General features: G+C 71.9%; 20 protein-coding genes. 12 read left to right on the top strand and 8 right to left on the bottom strand.

Translation table 11 applies throughout. The features are described from left to right. Positions 1-27 precede the first annotated feature (27 nt). Positions 28-1,752: a cholesterol oxidase substrate-binding domain-containing protein gene (locus tag G3I77_RS33515; protein WP_248509803.1), complete on the top strand. Its 1,725-nt coding sequence runs from the start codon at positions 28-30 to the stop codon at positions 1,750-1,752. 194 nt (positions 1,753-1,946) lie between these two features. On the opposite strand, the gene G3I77_RS33510 is transcribed toward G3I77_RS33515, so the two are convergent. Next, positions 1,947-3,158: an FAD-dependent monooxygenase gene (locus G3I77_RS33510; protein WP_248509800.1), complete on the bottom strand. Its 1,212-nt coding sequence runs from the start codon at positions 3,156-3,158 to the stop codon at positions 1,947-1,949. Positions 3,159-3,498: 340 nt separating this feature from the next. Between G3I77_RS33510 and G3I77_RS33505 the strand changes: the two genes are divergently transcribed. Both G3I77_RS33505 and G3I77_RS33500 read left to right on the top strand, forming a co-directional pair. Then, a complete protein-coding gene (locus tag G3I77_RS33505) occupies positions 3,499-3,864 on the top strand; it encodes a tyrosinase cofactor (RefSeq protein ID WP_248509796.1) in 366 nt (121 codons plus the stop codon). A gap of 32 nt (positions 3,865-3,896) precedes the next feature. Beyond that, entirely contained in the window at positions 3,897-4,718 is an 822-nt protein-coding gene (locus tag G3I77_RS33500; RefSeq protein ID WP_248509794.1) for a tyrosinase family protein, read from the top strand. Here G3I77_RS33500 and G3I77_RS33495 read toward each other — a convergent pair whose 3' ends face one another. Together G3I77_RS33495 and G3I77_RS33490 are read right to left on the bottom strand one after the other, a co-directional pair. Next, positions 4,719-5,432, bottom strand: coding sequence for a ribonuclease H (locus G3I77_RS33495; RefSeq protein WP_248509793.1), 714 nt, complete (start codon positions 5,430-5,432; stop codon positions 4,719-4,721). Between the two features lie 41 nt (positions 5,433-5,473). Next, positions 5,474-6,271, bottom strand: a complete 798-nt coding sequence (locus tag G3I77_RS33490) for a VOC family protein (RefSeq protein WP_248509791.1) — start codon at positions 6,269-6,271, stop codon at positions 5,474-5,476. 219 nt (positions 6,272-6,490) lie between these two features. Here G3I77_RS33490 and G3I77_RS33485 point away from each other — a divergent pair, with 219 nt between their 5' ends. After that, positions 6,491-7,390, top strand: a complete 900-nt coding sequence (locus G3I77_RS33485; protein ID WP_248509790.1) for an SGNH/GDSL hydrolase family protein — start codon at positions 6,491-6,493, stop codon at positions 7,388-7,390. Between the two features lie 32 nt (positions 7,391-7,422). Beyond that, positions 7,423-8,298, top strand: a complete 876-nt coding sequence (locus tag G3I77_RS33480; protein ID WP_248509789.1) for an aminoglycoside phosphotransferase family protein — start codon at positions 7,423-7,425, stop codon at positions 8,296-8,298. A gap of 51 nt (positions 8,299-8,349) precedes the next feature. Here the strand turns inward: G3I77_RS33480 and G3I77_RS33475 are convergent, their stop codons facing one another. Next, positions 8,350-8,832: a VOC family protein gene (locus G3I77_RS33475; RefSeq protein WP_248509788.1), complete on the bottom strand. Its 483-nt coding sequence runs from the start codon at positions 8,830-8,832 to the stop codon at positions 8,350-8,352. Positions 8,833-8,955: 123 nt separating this feature from the next. On the opposite strand from G3I77_RS33475, the gene G3I77_RS33470 reads away from it, so the two are divergent. The 3 genes from G3I77_RS33470 (at position 8,956) to G3I77_RS33460 (ending at position 11,540) form a co-directional block, all read left to right on the top strand. Continuing rightward, a complete protein-coding gene (locus G3I77_RS33470; RefSeq protein WP_248509784.1) occupies positions 8,956-10,161 on the top strand; it encodes an epoxide hydrolase family protein in 1,206 nt (401 codons plus the stop codon). A gap of 135 nt (positions 10,162-10,296) precedes the next feature. Then, on the top strand, positions 10,297-10,938 hold the full coding sequence (locus G3I77_RS33465; RefSeq protein ID WP_248509782.1) for an ATP-dependent Clp protease proteolytic subunit: 642 nt from the start codon (positions 10,297-10,299) through the stop codon (positions 10,936-10,938). Further along, positions 10,938-11,540 (top strand): ClpP family protease, encoded by a 603-nt coding sequence (locus G3I77_RS33460; protein WP_248509780.1) that lies wholly within the window; start codon positions 10,938-10,940, stop codon positions 11,538-11,540. The genes G3I77_RS33465 and G3I77_RS33460 overlap by 1 nt, the downstream gene beginning before the upstream one ends. 22 nt (positions 11,541-11,562) lie before the next feature. Here G3I77_RS33460 and G3I77_RS33455 read toward each other — a convergent pair whose 3' ends face one another. Further along, positions 11,563-11,973 (bottom strand): helix-turn-helix transcriptional regulator, encoded by a 411-nt coding sequence (locus G3I77_RS33455; RefSeq protein ID WP_308311434.1) that lies wholly within the window; start codon positions 11,971-11,973, stop codon positions 11,563-11,565. Between the two features lie 203 nt (positions 11,974-12,176). On the opposite strand from G3I77_RS33455, the gene G3I77_RS33450 reads away from it, so the two are divergent. Further along, positions 12,177-13,064: an RNA polymerase sigma factor SigF gene (locus G3I77_RS33450; protein WP_248509778.1), complete on the top strand. Its 888-nt coding sequence runs from the start codon at positions 12,177-12,179 to the stop codon at positions 13,062-13,064. A 174-nt stretch (positions 13,065-13,238) separates the two neighbouring features. Here G3I77_RS33450 and G3I77_RS33445 read toward each other — a convergent pair whose 3' ends face one another. Both G3I77_RS33445 and G3I77_RS33440 read right to left on the bottom strand, forming a co-directional pair. After that, positions 13,239-13,703: an ATP-binding protein gene (locus G3I77_RS33445; protein ID WP_248509776.1), complete on the bottom strand. Its 465-nt coding sequence runs from the start codon at positions 13,701-13,703 to the stop codon at positions 13,239-13,241. Positions 13,704-13,844: 141 nt separating this feature from the next. Further along, positions 13,845-13,991, bottom strand: a complete 147-nt coding sequence (locus G3I77_RS33440) for a hypothetical protein (protein WP_248509774.1) — start codon at positions 13,989-13,991, stop codon at positions 13,845-13,847. Between the two features lie 36 nt (positions 13,992-14,027). On the opposite strand from G3I77_RS33440, the gene G3I77_RS33435 reads away from it, so the two are divergent. Beyond that, complete coding sequence (locus G3I77_RS33435; protein WP_248509772.1) at positions 14,028-14,612, top strand: PRC-barrel domain-containing protein; 585 nt, start codon at positions 14,028-14,030, stop codon at positions 14,610-14,612. After that, positions 14,609-15,025, top strand: a complete 417-nt coding sequence (locus tag G3I77_RS33430) for a PRC-barrel domain-containing protein (RefSeq protein ID WP_248509766.1) — start codon at positions 14,609-14,611, stop codon at positions 15,023-15,025. Before G3I77_RS33435 ends, G3I77_RS33430 begins: the two co-directional genes overlap by 4 nt. Positions 15,026-15,035: 10 nt before the next feature. Here G3I77_RS33430 and G3I77_RS33425 read toward each other — a convergent pair whose 3' ends face one another. After that, positions 15,036-16,190 (bottom strand): DUF6777 domain-containing protein, encoded by a 1,155-nt coding sequence (locus tag G3I77_RS33425; protein ID WP_248509764.1) that lies wholly within the window; start codon positions 16,188-16,190, stop codon positions 15,036-15,038. Positions 16,191-16,370: 180 nt separating this feature from the next. On the opposite strand from G3I77_RS33425, the gene G3I77_RS33420 reads away from it, so the two are divergent. Further along, positions 16,371-17,669 carry a streptophobe family protein gene (locus tag G3I77_RS33420; RefSeq protein ID WP_248509762.1) on the top strand — a complete coding sequence of 433 codons (1,299 nt, stop codon included), beginning with the start codon at positions 16,371-16,373 and terminating at the stop codon, positions 17,667-17,669. Positions 17,670-17,675 lie beyond the last annotated feature (6 nt).

Raw genomic sequence — 17,675 nt, 5'->3', positions numbered from 1 at the left:
GTCAACCAGCCCCTAGCGTGACTCCACGTGACCACTGGTTCAGCGAACAACTACCCGTCGGACGCGTCGTCCTGGACGCGCCGGGGCTTCCTCCTGACCTCCGCCGCGCTGGCCGCCGTGCCCGGTCTGCCGGCGGATCCGGCGGCCGCAGCGGCGGAGTTGCCGGACTTCCCCGCGGACGTCGCGCTGTACCGCTCGGCGTACCGGAACTGGGTCGGCGAGATCACCGCCGACGGTCTGTGGGCCTGTGCGCCGGACAGCCCGGGCCAGGTCGTCGCCGTCGTCAACTGGGCGTGGCGGCAGGGGTGGCGGGTGCGCGCCCGGGGCGCCTCGCACGGCTGGTCGCCCCTGACGGTCACGGAGGGGACACCGTCCGGTGCGCCGGTCCTCCTCGTCGATACCGCGCCCCACCTCACCGGCCTCGCGCTGGACTCCCCCACCGCCGTGCGGGCCGGGACCGGCGTGACCATGGAGGCCCTGCTGACCTTCCTGGAGGAGCACGGCCTCGGCGTCACGGCCGCCCCCGCTCCCGGCGTGCTGACCCTGGGCGGCGCCCTCGCCGTCGACGCGCACGGCACCGCCGTACCCGCGCGGGGCGAGCCACGGCGGGCCGGGCACACGTACGGCTCGCTCAGCAATCTGATCCTGTCGCTGACGGCGGTCGTGTGGGACTCCCGGGCCGGCGCCTACGTGCTGCGCACGTTCCACCGCGACGAGGCGGACTGCGCCGCGCTGCTGACCCACCTGGGGCGGTCCCTGGTGACCGAGGTGGTGCTGCGGGTCGGCGCGAACACCGACCTCAGGTGCGTGAGCCGCACGGACATCCCGGCCGGGGAACTGTTCGCCGCGCCCGGCTCGGGCGACGGGCGGACCCTCGCGCGTTTCCTGGACGAGGCGGGGCGGGTCGAGGCGATCTGGTTCGCCTTCACCGACTACCCCTGGCTGAAGGTGTGGAGCGTCTCGCCCACCCGGCCGCTGACCTCGCGGAAGGTGAACCGGCCGTACAACTACCCGTTCTCGGACAACATCCCGGCGCCGGTGGCGGAACTGGTCGGGCGGATGACGTCGGAGGCGGCCTGGTACCTGGCGCCGGTGCTCGGCACCGCACAGTACGAGGCCGCCGCGCTCGGGCTGGTGACGACGCTGTCCGCGGACCTCTGGGGGCCGTCCAAGAACACGCTGCTGTATCTGAAACCGACCACGCTACAGGTGCACGCCAACGGCTACGCGGTCCTCACCTCGCGGGACCGGGTGCAGCGGGTCGTCTCCGAGTTCGCCGCCTTCTACCGCGAGCGGCTGACGGCGTACGCCGCCCGGGGCAGCTTCCCGGTCAACGGCTCGGTGGAGATCCGGGTGACCGGCCTGGACGACCCGGGCGACGCCGACGTGGCGGGGGCCCGTCCGCCGCTGCTGTCGGCGCTGCGGCCGCCCGAGGACCACCCCGAGTGGGACACGGCCGTGTGGCTGGACGTCCTGACGCTGCCGGGCACACCGGACGCGGAGGCGTTCCTGCGCGAGATCGAGCGGTTCCTGCTGCGCACGTTCGACGGCGGGTTCGCGCTCACCCGGGTGGAGTGGTCCAAGGGGTGGGCGTACACGGACGACGGGGTGTGGAGCGACGAGGAGATGCTGGGCAGCGTCGTTCCGGCGGCGGTCGGCCCGGCCGAGTGGGCGGCGGCGGACGCGGTGCTGGACCGGCTGGATCCGCACCGGGTGTACGGCAACACCTTCCTGGAGCGGCTGTTCGGCTAGGGGGTTCGACCAGGGGGTGAGGTACGCAAGCCGTCCAGGCCGATCGTGCGCATCAGGACGTTGACGCCGTTGACGGAGGCGGTCTGCCCGGGTGGCACGGCCCGCAGAATGAGGGTGGGCGGCGCCGAGCGAGGCGCGGGTGGATTGCTGTTCACCCCAATCAGTGAACAGCAATCCACCCAGGATTCCGGAGGCTATTCGCGGGACGCCAGCGCCCGTGCGTGTACGGTCCGCGCGACCTTCGGACCCAGCCAGCGCTTGAACCGGCGCAGCGGCTCCAGCTGCCCTGCCGCCCGGTCGAGCCGGTAGTACAGCTGGGGCGGAACGTAGGGCAGCAGGGGCGAGTGGCGCTGGCCGAGCAGGGCGAACATGCGCTCCGGGGGCAGCTGCATGTAGCGCGGCAGGTTCTCGTACCACTGGGCGCTGTAGCGGGCCGCGCTCTGTACGGGCAGCAGGGCCGCCTTGCGTTCCCGCTCGTAGCGGGCGAGGGCCTGCGGCAGCTCCGGGTGCTCGCGCAGCGCGGCGGCCAGGGCGATCGCGTCCTCCAGGGCGAGGGTGGTGCCGGCGCCGACGGAGTAGTGCGTGGTGTGGGCGGCGTCGCCGAGCAGGACGAGGTTGCCGTGGTGCCAGGTGTCGTTCGTGAGGGTGCGGAAGGTCTGCCACGGGGTGCCGCCGGGGCGGCCCAGCAGGGGGTTCCCGTCGAGGACGCCGGCGAAGAGCTTCTCCAGCAGGGCCCGCCCGTCGGCCTCGCTCGCCCGGTCCAGTCCGAGCCCGGTCCAGGTCTCGGGTGCGCACTCGACGACACAGGTGCTGCGGTCGGGGCCGTAGCCGTAGCCGTAGCACCAGATCCAGCCGTGGGCGGTCTCCACGAAGGCGAAGGTGAAGGCGTCGAAGACCTTGGGGGTGCCGAGCCAGACGTAGTGATTGCGCCCGGGCGTGAGCTGTGTGCCGAAGTGGGCGGAGTGGCGGGTGCGCAGGGCGCTGCGGACCCCGTCGGCCGCCACGATCAGGTCGGCGCCGGACGGCAGGCCGCCGGCGGTGATCTCGCGCTCGTACTCCAGACGCACGCCGAGGTCGCGGGCCCGGGCGGTGAGGATCTCCAGAAGCCGGTGGCGGCCGATGCCGTGCCCCTGGTCGCCGCTGTGCCGGGTCGTCAGGTCCCGGACGTGGGCGACGCCGTCGCTCCACCGGACGGAACCGGCGTCGAGGGCGCCCGCCGACTCGGGGTCCTGCTCGTGGAGTTGGTCGAGCAGTCCGCGCCAGTACGTCACGCCCCAGCCGTAGGTCGAACCCTCCGGATCACGTTCGTAGACGGTGATGTCGTGGGACGGGTCCTGCCGTTTGAGCAGGATCGAGAGATACAGACCGGCGGGCCCGCCGCCGACACAGGCGACCTTCACGCACACCCCTGAGAATTACCGAGAGCTGTCGATTGCCGACGCAGAGTAGCAGCACGCGGGCACCGTCGGCCGGACCGCCGGATCGCGCCAGTTTCGCGGCGTGACGCGTACCACGGACAGCGGACCGCACAGGCAGAAACATCCGCCACAGCACCCCCCACCGGTGGAATTTCCCCTTCCGCACGCGTACGCAGACACCTCGCGACAAGATCATCTTGGTTCAACCTTGCACCACATAAGGGGAATTGCCCGGATCACAGCCAACCGGCTCGCGTGGATTTCTCCCGGTAGCGGGCGTGCCGATAGGCATGCGGGGTCATCAGCCGAACCCACCCAGGAGGTCCGTATGCCGGAACTCAGCCGCCGCAGCGCGCTCACCGCCGCTGCCGTTCTCGCCACGAGCGCGGGGACGTTGTCAGCCATCCCCCCGGCCTCGGCCGCCGGGCACCACGACTCCCCCGGAACCTTCGACGAGGTCTACAAGGGCCGCCGGATACAGGGCCGGCCGGCCGGCGGGTCCGGTCACCACCACCACGGCGCGGGAATCGCGGTGTTCGTCGACGGGGTGGAGCTGCACGTGATGCGCAACGCCGACGGCAGCTGGATCAGCGTCGTCAGCCACTACGACCCGGTGGCCACCCCGCGCGCCGCCGCCCGCGCCGCGGTGGACGAGCTGCAGGGCGCGGCCCTGCTGCCCTTCCCCGCCAACTGAACCGCATCGCAAGGCATCTGGAGCACCCGCACATGGCTGTCCGCAAGAACCAGTCCACCCTGACCGCCGACGAGAAGCGGCGTTTCGTCGCCGCGCTGCTGGAGCTGAAGCGCAGCGGCCGCTACGACGAGTTCGTCACGACGCACAACTCGTTCATCGTCTCCGACACCGACAACGGCGAGCGGACCGGGCACCGTTCACCGTCCTTCCTGCCCTGGCACCGAAGATTCCTCCTGGAGTTCGAGCGGGCGCTGCAGTCGGTGGACGCGTCGGTGTCACTGCCGTACTGGGACTGGACCGTCGACCGTACGCCGCGCGCCTCGCTGTGGGCGCCCGACTTCCTCGGGGGCACCGGGCGGGAGCGGGACGGCAGGGTGCCGGACGGGCCGTTCTCCTCGTCCGGCGGCAACTGGCCGATCAACGTGCGCGTCGACGGCCGCACGTTCCTGCGGCGCTCCCTCGGTTCCGGGGTACGCGAGCTGCCGACGCGGTCCGAGGTCGAGTCGGTGCTGTCGATGTCCACGTACGACATGGCGCCCTGGAACAGCGGCTCGGACGGCTTCCGCAACCACCTCGAGGGGTGGCGGGGGGTCAATCTGCACAACCGCGTCCACGTCTGGGTCGGCGGGCACATGGCCACCGGGGCCTCCCCCAACGACCCGGTGTTCTGGCTGCACCACGCCTACATAGACAAGCTGTGGGCCGACTGGCAGCGCCGGCACCCCGGCTCCGGCTATCTGCCCACCGCGGGCACGCCGAACGTGATCGACCTCAACGAGACGATGCGGCCGTGGCACGACATGAGCCCGGCGGATCTGCTGGACCACACACCGCACTACACGTTCGACGTCTGATCAGACGGTCGCGCCCGTGCGGCAGTCCGGGTGGCCCCAGCCGCTGTCGTTCTTGGCGATGGGCTCGCCGGCGGCGTAGGAGCGGCCGCACTGGCAGCGGCCGGGGAACTTCGCCTTGATCGTGCGCGCGGCGCCCTTTCCTCCCGCGGTCTTGGCGGTGCGGGCCGCGCCGCCGCGCGGGCGGGACCGCGGGGCCTTGGCCGGGGTGTCGGGGGCGGGCGGCGGCTCGGGAGAGCCGAAGCCGCTGCCCGCGGGCTCCTGGACGGTGGCGGCCTGGCTGGCGGCGCGGTCGGCGAAGTCGTTGAGCCGGTCGCCGTCGACCTGGTGGGCGGGGACGTAGCGGAACTCGACCGAGCGGCCGTCCAGGAGCTCGTCGATGCGCACGACGAGGTCCTGGTTGGCGACCGGCTTGCCGGCGGAGGTCTTCCAGCCGTTGCGCTTCCAGCCGGGCAGCCAGGTGGTGACGGCCTTCATCGCGTACTGCGAGTCCATCCGGATCTCCAGCGGCACATCCGGGTCGGTCGCCGTCAGCAGGCGCTCCAGCGCGGTGAGTTCGGCGACGTTGTTGGTGGCCTTGCCGAGCGGCCCCGCCTCCCACCGCTCCGGCGTCTCGGAAGCGTCGGCGACGACCCAGGCCCAGCCCGCGGGTCCGGGATTTCCCTTCGAAGCCCCGTCACACGCGGCCACAACACGTTCACGCATGCGCTCGATCATGCCATGGCCGCGGAAGCGGTCCGGCCGGGAGGTCCGGGTGCCTACGCCACGTCGGTCAGCTTCGGCATCTCGCCTTCGGTCTTCGTGATGTCGATCACCGAGAAGCTCGCGCCCTGCGGGTCGCTGATCGCCGCGAACCGGCCGAAGGGAGTGTCCATCGGGCCGAACCGCAGCACGCCGCCGAGCTTGGTGGCCTTCGCCACGGCCTCGTCGCAGTCCTCGACGGTGAAGTAGACGTTGATGTACGGCTGCACCTCGGGCGGGAACTCCTCCGTCATCTGCATCCGGCCCAGCACGGTGTGCTCGCCGAGGTCGTAGACCCGGAAGTCCACCTGCTCGTCCTCCATGTCCCGCTGCCGGTACGAGAAGACGGCGGGGAAGAAGGCGTCGGACTTCCCGGGCTCGCGGGTGAAGATCTCCGCCCAGGTGTAGGCGCCGGGCTCGCCCATCACCTGGAAGCCCTCGTGGGTGCCCGCCTGCCACACGCCGAAGACGACGCCGCCGGGGTCGCGGGCCAGGCACATGGTGCCGAAGTCGGCGACCCGCATCGGCTCCATCAGGATCTCGCCGCCGTGGTCACGGATCCGGGCGGCGGTGGCGGCGGCGTCCTGGGACGCGAAGTAGAGGCACCACTGCGACGGGCCCTCCTGGCCGGGCATGGGCGGGACGACGGCGGCGACCGCCTTGCCGTTCGCATAGGCCTCCGTGTAGTTGCCGAACTCCGCCGACGCCTCGGCGAACGTCCAGCCGAGGACGTCCCCGTAGAAGCTCTTGGCCCCTTCGAGGTCGCTGAACATCGCGTCGGCCCAGCAAGGGGTTCCTTCAGGTTGTACCGCCATGGCTACGGCCCTCTCCGAATGAGTGGAATCGTCCGCTTCCTCACGCTAGTCACCCGGGGGCCGGCCCGCGCGTCGAGCGGGCGTGCACCGAGCGCGCCGGGCTGCTCAGCCTCCGATCGCGGACCGGGCCGAGCCATCGCGTCCGGCGTATGTCTTCCCCCCGGCGCCCGGCTGTGCTTGCCTGGGTGCCGTTTCGGTGGCCGGGGCGGGAGTTGCCGTATGCGCAAGCCGTGGGTCGTGGGGTTACTGCTGGCCGGGGTGCTGCTCGGCGGGTGCGGGGATCCCGCGTCCGCGCCCGAGGCCCCGGCACCGGCCGCACCGCGCGCGTCGGCCACCACCCACCAGCGCGCACCCGCCTCCCCCGGCCGGGAACCGGAGAAGGCACCCAGGGTGCTGTACCTCGGCGACTCGCTGGCGATGGAGGGCCAGAAGGTCCTGGGCCAGGAGTTGCGCAGGGACCTGAAGGCGGAGTACACCGGCGCCCCGTACTCCGGCACCACCCTGTGCGACTACCTGGAGGGCACGGCGGACCGGTCCCTGGTGCCGGCCGCCGACAAGGCCGCCGCGCTGGTGCGCAGGCTGCGGCCCGACTTCGTGGTCCTGCAGTTCTGGGGGAACTCCTGGGGCTACACGCCGTGCATGGACGGCATCACCTACGACAAGTCCCCGGCCCGGTACTTCAGCCGCTACGACGCCGACGCCCGCCGGCTCACCGAGCAGATCGCCACGGCCGGGGGCGGCAGCCGCCCGAGGATCGTCTGGGTGTCACAGGGCCCGGATCCGATCACTCCCGACCGGGTCCGGCGCGTCAACGCGCTCTACGAGAAGCGGGCCGCCGCCTCGGGCGACTTCGTGGCGGACGCAGGGAAGGCGGTGAGCCCGGCCACCGGCCGCTACACCTGGACGCAGTACCTGCCGTGCACGGCCCACGAGCGTGCCCACCCCGGCCTCTGCACCCAGCCCGGCCGCGACCGCACGGCCCTGCACCGCGACGACGACTATCTGCACTTCTGCCTGGCCCCCACGACGTCCAAGCCGAAGCCCTGCCCGGTCCGCTCCCCCGGGATCCTTCGCATCGCCCGGGAGGTCACCAAAACCGTTCGACAGGCGGCCCGTTGACCGCTCCAATGAGCGCCATGTGCGCTGCGCGAATGCATGAGGACGAGCTGGACATCGACGACTCGCTCGTCGGCCGGCTGATCGCGGGGCAGTTCCCGCAGTGGGCGGGACTGCCCCTGCGGCGCCTGGAGTCCTCCGGCACGGAGAACGCCATGTTCCGCCTCGGCGCGGACAAGGTCGTACGGCTCCCCCGGCATCCGCGGGCCGTGGAGGCCATCGCGCACGAACTGCGCTGGCTGCCCCGGCTGGGCCCGGCGCTGCCCGCCGCCTCCCCCGAGCCCCTGGGCCGGGGTGAGCCCGGCGACGGGTTCCCGTGGCCCTGGTCGGTCTACACCTGGCTGGACGGCCGCAACCCCGTGCCCGGCAGGCTCGAGGAGCCCCGACTGCTCGCCGAGGACCTGGCGGCGTACCTCACGGCCCTGCGCGGCATCGACGCGTCGGAGGGCCCTCCGGGTTGCCGGGGAGTGCCGCCGGCGGCCCGGGATCCCTTCCTGCGCGAGGCGCTCGCGCAACTCGCGGGGCGGGTCGACACCGCCGCGGTGACGAAGGTGTGGGAAGAGGCCCTGCGGGCTCCGGAGCACACCGGGCCGCCGGTCTGGGCGCACGGCGACCTCATGGCCGGGAACCTCCTGGTCACGGGCGGACGGCTGAGCGCCGTGATCGACTTCGGCACGGTGGGGGTCGGTGATCCCGCCGTCGACCTCATCGGCGCCTGGTGCCTGCTGCCGGCCGAGGCCCGCGGCTTCTTCCGCGAGGCCGTGGGCGCCGGCGACGCCGAGTGGGCACGGGCCCGGGGCTGGGCCCTGTCGATCGCGGTCGTGGCGCTGCCGTACTACTGGGAGACCAACCCGCCGGTCGCGGAGAACTCCCGGTACGTCATCGGGGAGATCCTGACCGAGGGCGTGTAGGGGCAGGGCGGCTTCCCCGCAAGCCACGGCCCTGCCCCAAACCGCGGCGCGTCACCCGCCCGCGTACGCCTTCTCCAGGGCGGCGATGTCGAACTTGCCCATCGCCATGAACGCCTGGGTCACCCGGGCGGCCTTCGCGGGATCCGGGTCGGTGATCATCGCGTCGAGCCGGTCCGGGACGACCTGCCAGGACACGCCGAACCTGTCCTTGAGCCAGCCGCAGGGGCCGGGCTCGCCGCCGTTCTCGGTGAGCCTGGTCCAGTAGTAGTCGATCTCCTCCTGGTTCTCGCAGAAGATCATGAAGGAAGTGGCCTCGGTGAACTTGAACTGAGGGCCGCCGTTGAGCCCGAGGAACCGGTGCCCGTTGGCCGTGAACTCGACGGTCATCACGCTGCCGGCGGCCTGGAGCGCCCCCTCCGGGTAGCGCGCGATCTTGCCGATGCTGGAGTTCTTGAAGATCGAGACGTAGTGGTGCGCGGCCTCCTCGGCCTCGCCGTCGAACCAGAGGCATGTGGTGAAACCGTCGGTGGCCATGAGTCCTCCTGGAGGCGTGGAACGCTGTCACCACTGTCGACCGGCGCTCGCTTGGGAACTCATCGGTCGGAGGGCCGGCAAAATCAGGTGGCCACTACACCGTTCACATCTAGCATCGCGGTCATGACGTCCACGCCCGCCGACAGCGGCATCCGTCCCTTCCGTATCGACGTACCGCAGAGCGACCTCGACGATCTCCACGAGCGCCTCGACCGGACCCGGTGGCCCGAGGAGCTGCCCGGCGTGGGCTGGACGTACGGCGTTCCGTCGGGCTACCTGCGCGAGCTGGTGCGGTACTGGCGGCACGAGTACGACTGGCGGGCCGCGGAGGCGCGGCTGAACACGTGGCCGCAGTTCATCACCGAGATCGACGGCGCGCGGGTGCACTTCGCGCACATCCGCTCCCCCGAGCCCGACGCCACCCCGCTTCTCGTCACGCACGGGTGGCCGGGGTCGATCGTCGAATTCGCCGACATCGTGGGACCGCTGACGGACCCGGCCGCCCACGGCGGGGATCCGGCCGACGCCTTCCACGTCGTGCTGCCGAGCATTCCCGGCTTCGGGTTCTCCGGCCCCACCCGGGAGACCGGCTGGGAGGCGCGCCGGATCGCCGACGCGTGGACCGAGCTGATGACACGCCTCGGCTACGAGCGGTTCGGCGCCCAGGGCGGCGACTGGGGTGCGGCCATCTCCCGCGAACTGGGCCGCGCCCACCCGGGCCGGGTCGTCGGCGTCCACCTCAATCTGCTGCCCGGGGCACAGGCGGCCGTCGAGCCGACCGCCGAGGAGCTGGAGGCGCTGAGCCCTGCGGAGCGGGAGCGCACGCTCACCTCGTGGCGGCGGTGGGCGGAGTGGTCCCGCGACGGCACGGGCTACTTCCACGTGCAGTCCACCCGGCCGCAGACCCTGTCCTACGCGCTGACGGACTCCCCGGTGGGGCAACTCGCCTGGATCGTGGAGAAGTTCCAGGAGTGGACGGACTCGGAGGAGCTGCCCGAGGAGGCCGTCGACCGGGACCTGATGCTCACGAACGTGATGCTGTACTGGCTGACGGGCACGGCCGGTTCGTCGGCCCGGGTCTACTACGAGCGCGCCCACGCCCGGGGCGAGAGGATCGCGGCCCCGCAGGAGCCCTCCACCGCGCCGACCGCCGTGGCGTCCTTCTTCGGCGACCCCCAGATCCCGCTGCGCCACAAGGCGGAGCGGACGGAGAACATCGTCCGCTGGACGGAGTTCGGGCGCGGCGGGCACTTCGCGGCGATGGAGGAGCCGGAGCTGCTGGTCGGTGATGTGCGGGCGTTCTTCCGCCAGTTGCGCGAGAGGGGCTGAGCCTTCGGGCTCTGCCGGTAGCGGATCTGCCGAGGGCAGAGAAACCGTTCGCCGGCATCGTCCGAGGTCAAGAGTGGAGTCGACGGCACATCCCCGACCTGTCCGCGGCCCCGTCGCCGCGACGAGGAGGAACCGATGACTCCACTCACGACACTCGCCCCGCGGGCGGAGGAGGGCGACACCCCTCCGACCCGGTTCGACGACCATCTGGCCGCCCAGCTGCTCGCGCAGCGCATCGTGCTGCTGGGCACCCAGGTCGACGAGGTCTCCGCGAACCGGGTCTGCTCCCAGTTGCTCATCCTGTCCGCGGAGGACGCGCACACCGACATCAGCCTGTACATCAACAGCCCGGGCGGGGCGGTGCACGCGGGCCTCGCCATCTACGACACGATGCGCCTCATCCCGAACGACGTCTCCACGCTGGCCATGGGCTTCGCGGCCAGCATGGGCCAGTTCCTGCTGAGCGTCGGCGCGCCGGGCAAGCGCTACGCCCTGCCGAACGCGCGGATCATGATGCACCAGCCGTCGGCGGGGATCGGCGGCACCACCGCCGACATCGAGATCCAGGCCGAGAACCTGGAGTTCACCAAGCGGACCATCGAGCGGATCACCGCCGAGCACACCGGCCAGAGCCAGGAGACCATCTCCCGGGACGGTGACCGCGACCGCTGGTTCACGGCCGAGGAGGCCAGGGAGTACGGCATGGTGGACCGGGTCGTGGAGTCCCTCGCGGACGTCCGCCCGGCGGCCACCCGGCGCAGGATGGGGCTGCAGTGATGGGTACGTACACGATTCCGAACGTCGTCGAGCGCACCCCGCAGGGCGAGCGGTCCTACGACGTGTTCAGCCGGCTGCTGTCCGAGCGGATCATCTTCCTCGGCACCGAGATCGACGACGGCGTCGCCAACGTCGTCATCGCCCAGCTCCTCCACCTGGAGTCGTCGTCCCCGGAGAGCGAGATCGCGATCTATCTCAACTCCCCCGGCGGCTCGTTCACTTCGCTCATGGCCATCTACGACACCATGACGTTCGTGCAGGCGCCGATCTCCACGTTCTGCGTCGGGCAGGCGGCCTCCACGGCGGCCGTGCTGCTGGCCGGCGGGGATCCCGGGCGGCGGTTCGTGCTGGAGCACTCGCGGGTGCTGCTCGGACAGCCGGCCGCGGGCGGGCAGCGCGGCATGGTGTCCGACCTTGCGCTCCAGGCCAAGGAGATGGTGCGGATCCGCTCCCAGGTGGAGGAGGTGCTGGCGCGGCACACCCACCACGACGTGGCGGCCCTGCGGGCCGACATGGACCGCGACAAGGTGTTCACCGCGCAGGAGGCGGTGGGCTACGGGCTGGCCGACGAGGTGCTCGGCCGGCGCCTCGTGAGGGTCTGAGGCGCCGGCCGGCCGATACGGTTCAGGCGGCCAGGCACATTCCGTCGTGCGACGAGGTGGACAGCCCGCGGCGGCTGCCGCCCGCGTGACGTGACGTGACGCGGGTCAGTTCGCCCTGTGCCCTCGCCAGCAGGTCGCCGAGGTTCAGTCCGAGGGCGTGGGCGGCGGCCGCGAGGACCTCCGAGGAGGCCTCCTTGCGGCCGCGCTCCACCTCCGAGAGGTAGGGCATGGAGATCCGTGCCTCGTCGGCGACGTCCTTCAACGTGCGCTCCTGCGCGAGGCGTTCGCGGCGCAGGACGTCACCCACGAGGTCCCGCCACAGCGGCTCCTTCGCGGGGGCCGGCGGCGCCTGGCGCGGCGGTGCGCCGGCGGGACGCGCACGGTGCCGGCGCAGAGGGATGACTCGGGCTTCGTTCGGCAGGTGGTTGCTCACTCGTCCAGCCTAGGAATCCCGGCCGCGGGCGGAAGGGTCCGACGTTCAGCCCTGGGTGGAATAACCGCGCCCACGAGGAAGGAGGGCGGCATACTGCCCGATTTCACCCAGGGGGAAATCGGAGGGCATGGTGCGCGTCGACCCGGGTACCCGCAACTCGGGAGTACCTATGCAGATGTCCGCCGCGACGTTCGGGAGAGGTAATGGAGACCGCCGTGATCCGGTCGAAGGCACAGGTCGTCGAAGAGAACGCCGAGGCCAGCGCGGGTGACGGAGCACTGCCGGGCGTCGTGGACCCTCGGTCCGTCGCCCCGCGGGACGCCAGGGAGCTGTCCCGCCAGTTCTTCCAGCGCCTGACGGAACTCGAAGAGGGCACGCACGAGTACCAGTACGCGCGCAACACCCTGATCGAGATGAACATGTCGCTCGTACGCTTCGCGGCCGGCCGCTTCCGGGGCCGCGGCGACGACATGGAGGACATCGTCCAGACCGGCATGATCGGCCTGATCAAGGCCATCGACCGGTTCGAGCTTTCGCGCGAGGTCGAGTTCACCTCCTTCGCGCTGCCGTACATCGTCGGCGAGATCAAGCGGTTCTTCCGGGACACGACGTGGGCCGTGCACGTGCCGCGTCGGCTGCAGGAGCTGCGCGTGGAGCTGGCCAAGGCCCGTGAGGAGCTCGCCAGCCGACTGGACCGCGAGCCGACGGTCGCCGAGCTGGCCACGCTGATGAACATCTCCGAGCGTCAGGTCGTCGAGGGACAGATCGCGGCGAACGGGTACAACTCGTCGTCGCTGGATGCCGCACTCACCGGCGACGGCCCGGAGGGCGGCGAGGCGGTCCTGGCCGACTTCATCGGTGTGGAGGAGGACGGGCTCCGGCTCGTCGAGGACTTCCACTCGCTCGCCCCGCTCATGGCGGAGCTGAGCGAGCGCGACCGGCAGATCCTCCACATGCGGTTCGTGGAGGAGGCCACCCAGGCGGAGATCGGTGAGCGGCTCGGCTGCTCGCAGATGCACGTCTCCCGCCTGATCAAGCGGATCATCACGCGACTGCGCGAGGGCATGCTGGGCGAGCTGGGCTGCGCCTGACACCGTCGTCCGACCAGCGGGTGCCGTCCCCCATGCGGGAGTGGGGCGGCACCCGCTGGTGTGTTCGGCAACGCCGGCATGTTCGGCTCCACACGACAGGCGCCGAACCGCCACGGCCCGACGTGTGCACGGAATGACGCGCTTCGTCCGGGTGACGCATCTCACCCGGACGACTTACCTCTCGGTTCCCTCGGAGAGCGGCAGAACGGCGCGCACGCGCTTGCCCACCGGCACCCGTTCCACGCTGACCTGCTCCGCGAGCGCGTGGACGATCTCCAGGCCGTGCCAGCCGATGCGCTCGGGGTCGCGGGGGAAGATGCGGGGCAGCGCGGAGCTGCTGTCGTAGACCGACACCGTGACCGCGGCGTCGGTGCCGACGAGCTCCAGGATGTACGGCCCGTTGCTGTGCCGGTCGGCATTGGTGACCAGCTCGCTCACCACCAGCAGCACGGCGCCGTCGACACGCTCGTCGATGCGCGCGCACCACTCGGTCCTGAGCTGGTCGAGAAAGAGCGCGGCGAAGGACCGCGCCTCGGCGATGCATCCCTGCTCGCCGGTGTAGTGTGCCGCCCGCCTCAGCGGTTCCACGGGCACGTCGAAACCAGTCGGTATCACTGCCCCGTCCAGGTGGTCGATCATTCTTTTCTCTCTGGGAAGCCGGACTGGCCGGACGCTCTGCACCAGTCCTCGTACCCCGAGCCGGGCTTCGCAGTCCTGACAGATGCTCGCCCGTCCGGCGCCGCGGGCATTGTCCCCCGTTCGTGGGGCACCCGGAAAGAATCAGGGCCGGCCGAGGGCGGCCGGGCCGGATCGCCGGAGGTGCGCGGTGGCCTGGTGGACATGGCTGATCTTGGTGATCGCGGCGCTCGCCGCCGTCGCGGTGGTGACGCTCGCCGTGCAGGCGGGCCGGCGGTCGGGCACCGTCATCGCGGTCCGGCGACGGCCCGGCGGAAAGGGCCTGCGATGAACGAGCTGCTGGCTGCCCGGAGTCTGACGACGCTGCCCGTGGTCACCCTGGGCGGTGACGCCGTCGCGCAGGTCAAGGACACCGTCTTCGACGCCGCCGCCGGGCGGATCACCGGCTTCACGCTCAGCGGCCGGGGCCTGTTGTCGGGCCCGCTGAAACAGAGCCTGCCCTGGTCGGGGGTGTACGCCCTGGGTCCGCACGCGGTCATGATCCGCGACACCCTCGCCCTGCAGGACACCTCCGTCGTGGTGGCCCGCCGCGAGGCCCAGCAGGGCCGGGTGCTGCACGCGAAGGTGCTGACCGACGAGGGCGCCGAGGTCGGCACGGTGCTCGACGTGATCGTCGAAGGCGGAGCCGTCGGCCGGGTCGTGGGATTCCGGATCGCCGCGGGCAAGGCCCTGGTCCAGGGCTCCAGACGCCGTCGGCACCGGGTGTACGTGCCGCGCGGCGAGACGCTCGCGGTCTCCGGCCGTGCCCTGGTCATCCCGGCGGACGCCACCCGCTACGTCGCCGACGACCTGCCGACCTTCGCCGCCCGGGTCGGCGCCTTCCGGGCCGGGCGCGAGGGGACGGCGTCATGATGCTGTTCTCCGAGGCGCAGGGCCTGCCGGTGCTGACGTTGAACGAGGCGGAAGAGGTCGGCTCCCTGAGGTCGCTGACGGTCGACGCCGTGTCCGGTGTGGTCACCCATGTCCGGGTGCGGGGCCGGCACTCCCGCAAGGAGACCGCGCTGGCCTGGGGTGCCCTGCACGCCATCGGCCCGGACGCGGTGCTGGTCCGCACGACCGGCGAACCGTCCGAGGTGCCGCCGCACCACGAGCTGACGGGCCTCAGGATCCTCACCGAGACGGGCGACACGCTCGGCACGGTCCAGGACGTCGCGTTCGAACCGGAGACGGGCCGGGTCGAGGCGATCGTCACCGCCCACGGCGACCTGCCGGCCGATCGGCTGCTCGGGCTCGGCGACTACGCCCTGGTGGTCCGTGCCGCGTGAACCGGCCGGATCAGGAGGCCGGGGCCTGGTCCGTCGTCGTGACGCCGCCGGTGTCGCTCCCGGTGTTGGCGTCGGGCGGAGGCTCCTGCGTGTCGGCCGAGGGCGGCTCGTCCGTCGTCGGCCCCGACGTGTCCGTGTCCGAGGTCGGCGGTTCGCTCGGGGGCGGTTGCGACGACGTCGAGTCGGACGGAGCCGTCGGTGTGGTGACGCTCGCCGACGGGGAGGGCTTGTCCGGCTTCTTGGTCTTCTCGTCCTTCTTGCCGGTGTCGCCCGTGTGGCGCTCGAACCACTCGCCGTCGGGTTCACACATCACGAAGACGTCGACCGGCTCCGGTGCGGGCGTCACCGTGACGACGTTCGACGACTTGTACCCCGGCCACGCGTCGCCGGTCGTCTTCGGCGCGCTCTGCTGGGCGACCGGCGGGGACAGCGGGTTGCCGCACGCGCAGCGCACCCGGGGGACGCCGCGGTCGTTGACGAGGACGGCCGTGCCTGCCTGGAGGACGGCCTGGTAGCTGGTGGGGGCGCCGTTCTTGTAGCCGTGATTGGTGACGCGGGTGTCCATGCGGAGCTGCACGGGGGTGAGCGAGCGCAGGTAGGAGGGGACCTCGGACGACTGGACCCCGATGACCGAGGCGAACGCGCGCTGCTTGTCCGGGGCGTCCTCGAAGTACCGGATCTGCTTCTCCACGTCACAGCTGGCGACGTTGCGGGTGCCGCCGTACAGGCCGGGCGCGTCGCCCTTCACACCGCGGAGCGCGTTCTGCGGCGCCGACTCGGTGGCCCCCGAGGGCGTGACCGGCGAGGCGGAGCTCTTCTCCTCGGTCGTCGACTCGGTGAACGCGTCCGGGCCCGTGTCGGCCGCGGGCTGGAGGAAGACCTCGCCGCTGGACGTGCTGGTACCGCCGTCGGACGCACCCGAGCCGCCGTTGTCGGGCCGGGAGAGCACCACGGCCAGGATCACGGCGGCCACCACGGCGGTGGCGATGATCGCGACACGGGGCACGGACCCCCACCACGGCCGGCGGGGCTCCGGCTCCTTGCCGCCTCCGCCGCTCGGCGGCTCCGAGGGCGGGCCGCCGCCCGAGGGCGGCTGGGAGGGACCCGACAGCGGGCCCGAGGGAGGTCCTGTGGGGCGGCCGGACGACGGCGGATCGACGCTCACGAGCTCTTCTTCCCGCGTGGGTTCTCTGCGGCCTTCACACCACCGGGGTGATTGGTCCCGGTCTATGCCGCTTTTTCCACTACGACCTTATTGTGTGCCCTTGCCCCGTAGGCCTCGCAAGCCGACGCGGACGGACCTCTCCGGCGGGCGTCCGGCGCGGGGCCTGCTTAGCGTGGCAGCGTGAGTTCGCGCACCCCCTCCGGCCAGGCACGCACCTCCGGCGAGCGGGCCGTCGCCCGCCACGGCTGGGCGCATGCCCTCGTCACGGTGCTCGGTGGGCTGCTCGCCATGGCGGTGGTGGCCGCCCTGGGCCTGTGGGCGGCCGGGGCCTCGGACCTTCCGGACGGTGCCTTCGTCCCCGTCGTCGCCGCCACCGTGGTCACCGCCGTCGGCGGCACGGTGAGGCTCGCCGGGAGCGCCGGCGACCTCGCCGACACCCAGGCGGGCCTGACGGTGATTCCGCTGTCCGTCACGCTGACCGGAGCGCTGGTGATCGCCTGGGGGTTCCTGCGTCCGCTGCGGCACCGGGCGGTCGCCGGTGCCGCGGAGCTGGCCGGCTGGGCCGGCCGGGTGGCGGCCCTGTGGCTGCTCGCGCTGATCGGCGTGACGCTCGCCGCACGCCACACCTTCGACATCTCCCTCGGGGACGACACGCTCGGTGAACTGGGCGACCTGTTCGGCGCATCACCGAAGATCGGATTCACCACCGACGTTCCGCTGTCCGTGTTCGTCGGTGTGGTGTGGCTGGCCGGTGTGCTGGTGCTGGCGCTGCTGGTGTCGCGCGGGGCCCCGCTGCCCGCGGGGCTGCTGCGCTTTCAGACGTCGGTGCGGCCGGCCGCGTACGCGATGGTCGCGCTGCTGCTGGCCTGCGTCGTCATCGGCGTGGTCGTCGCCCTGATCGTCGCGGCGACCAAGGGACACGTGCGGGAGACGTTCGCGGTGATCCTGCTCGGCTTGCCCAACCTGGTGTGGCTGGCACTGACGATCGGGCTCGGCGCCACCTGGAACGGCCGGGTGGAGGGACCGTTCGGGCTGCCGATGCCGCATGTGCTCGACGAGGTGCTGCGCACGCCGGACGTCTCCGAGCTGAACCTGCGGACCCTCTCCGAGCACGACGGCCGGGTGTGGTGGCTGCTGGTCATCGACGTCGTGCTGCTGCTGGCCGCCGCGTTCGTGATGGCGGCCCGGTCACCGGCCCGGCTGCGGGCCTGGCAGCACGCCGTGCACATGGCGGTCGCCCTGATGCTCACGGTGTTCATGATCTGCCTGCTCGGACGCCTCTCCGCGCACTTCGGCCTGTCCGTGCTCGGCATCGGCGATCTGGGCGGAGGTCTCGGGGGCGAGCTGTTCCTGAGACCTAAGTTGTGGGGTGCCGTCGGCCTGGCCGTCCCGTGGGGGCTGGTGACCGGGTTCGCCGGGGCGCTGCTCGCGCGGCACGTGCGGCGGCGCGGCGAGGTGCGCTCCGACAGCGAGGGCTGACGCAGG

Origin of the sequence: Streptomyces sp. D2-8 (assembly GCF_023184515.1) — a bacterium.
In the GTDB taxonomy this organism is placed as follows: Bacteria; Actinomycetota; Actinomycetes; order Streptomycetales; family Streptomycetaceae; genus Streptomyces.
The sequence above is the reverse complement of the archived record's forward strand: the minus strand, read 5'-3'. Positions and strand labels throughout refer to the sequence as shown.

Coding starts and splice junctions, on each gene's coding strand:
- G3I77_RS33505 (WP_248509796.1), top strand. CDS start 3,499: ATGCCGGAACTCAGCCGCCGCAGCGCGCTCACCGCCGCTGCCGTTCTC.
- G3I77_RS33500 (WP_248509794.1), top strand. CDS start 3,897: ATGGCTGTCCGCAAGAACCAGTCCACCCTGACCGCCGACGAGAAGCGG.
- G3I77_RS33495 (WP_248509793.1), bottom strand. CDS start 5,432: ATGATCGAGCGCATGCGTGAACGTGTTGTGGCCGCGTGTGACGGGGCT.
- G3I77_RS33490 (WP_248509791.1), bottom strand. CDS start 6,271: ATGGCGGTACAACCTGAAGGAACCCCTTGCTGGGCCGACGCGATGTTC.
- G3I77_RS33485 (WP_248509790.1), top strand. CDS start 6,491: ATGCGCAAGCCGTGGGTCGTGGGGTTACTGCTGGCCGGGGTGCTGCTC.
- G3I77_RS33480 (WP_248509789.1), top strand. CDS start 7,423: ATGCATGAGGACGAGCTGGACATCGACGACTCGCTCGTCGGCCGGCTG.
- G3I77_RS33475 (WP_248509788.1), bottom strand. CDS start 8,832: ATGGCCACCGACGGTTTCACCACATGCCTCTGGTTCGACGGCGAGGCC.
- G3I77_RS33470 (WP_248509784.1), top strand. CDS start 8,956: ATGACGTCCACGCCCGCCGACAGCGGCATCCGTCCCTTCCGTATCGAC.
- G3I77_RS33465 (WP_248509782.1), top strand. CDS start 10,297: ATGACTCCACTCACGACACTCGCCCCGCGGGCGGAGGAGGGCGACACC.
- G3I77_RS33460 (WP_248509780.1), top strand. CDS start 10,938: ATGGGTACGTACACGATTCCGAACGTCGTCGAGCGCACCCCGCAGGGC.
- G3I77_RS33450 (WP_248509778.1), top strand. CDS start 12,177: ATGGAGACCGCCGTGATCCGGTCGAAGGCACAGGTCGTCGAAGAGAAC.
- G3I77_RS33445 (WP_248509776.1), bottom strand. CDS start 13,703: ATGATCGACCACCTGGACGGGGCAGTGATACCGACTGGTTTCGACGTG.
- G3I77_RS33440 (WP_248509774.1), bottom strand. CDS start 13,991: ATGACGGTGCCCGACCGCCGGCCCGCCTGCACGGCGAGCGTCACCACC.
- G3I77_RS33435 (WP_248509772.1), top strand. CDS start 14,028: ATGAACGAGCTGCTGGCTGCCCGGAGTCTGACGACGCTGCCCGTGGTC.
- G3I77_RS33430 (WP_248509766.1), top strand. CDS start 14,609: ATGATGCTGTTCTCCGAGGCGCAGGGCCTGCCGGTGCTGACGTTGAAC.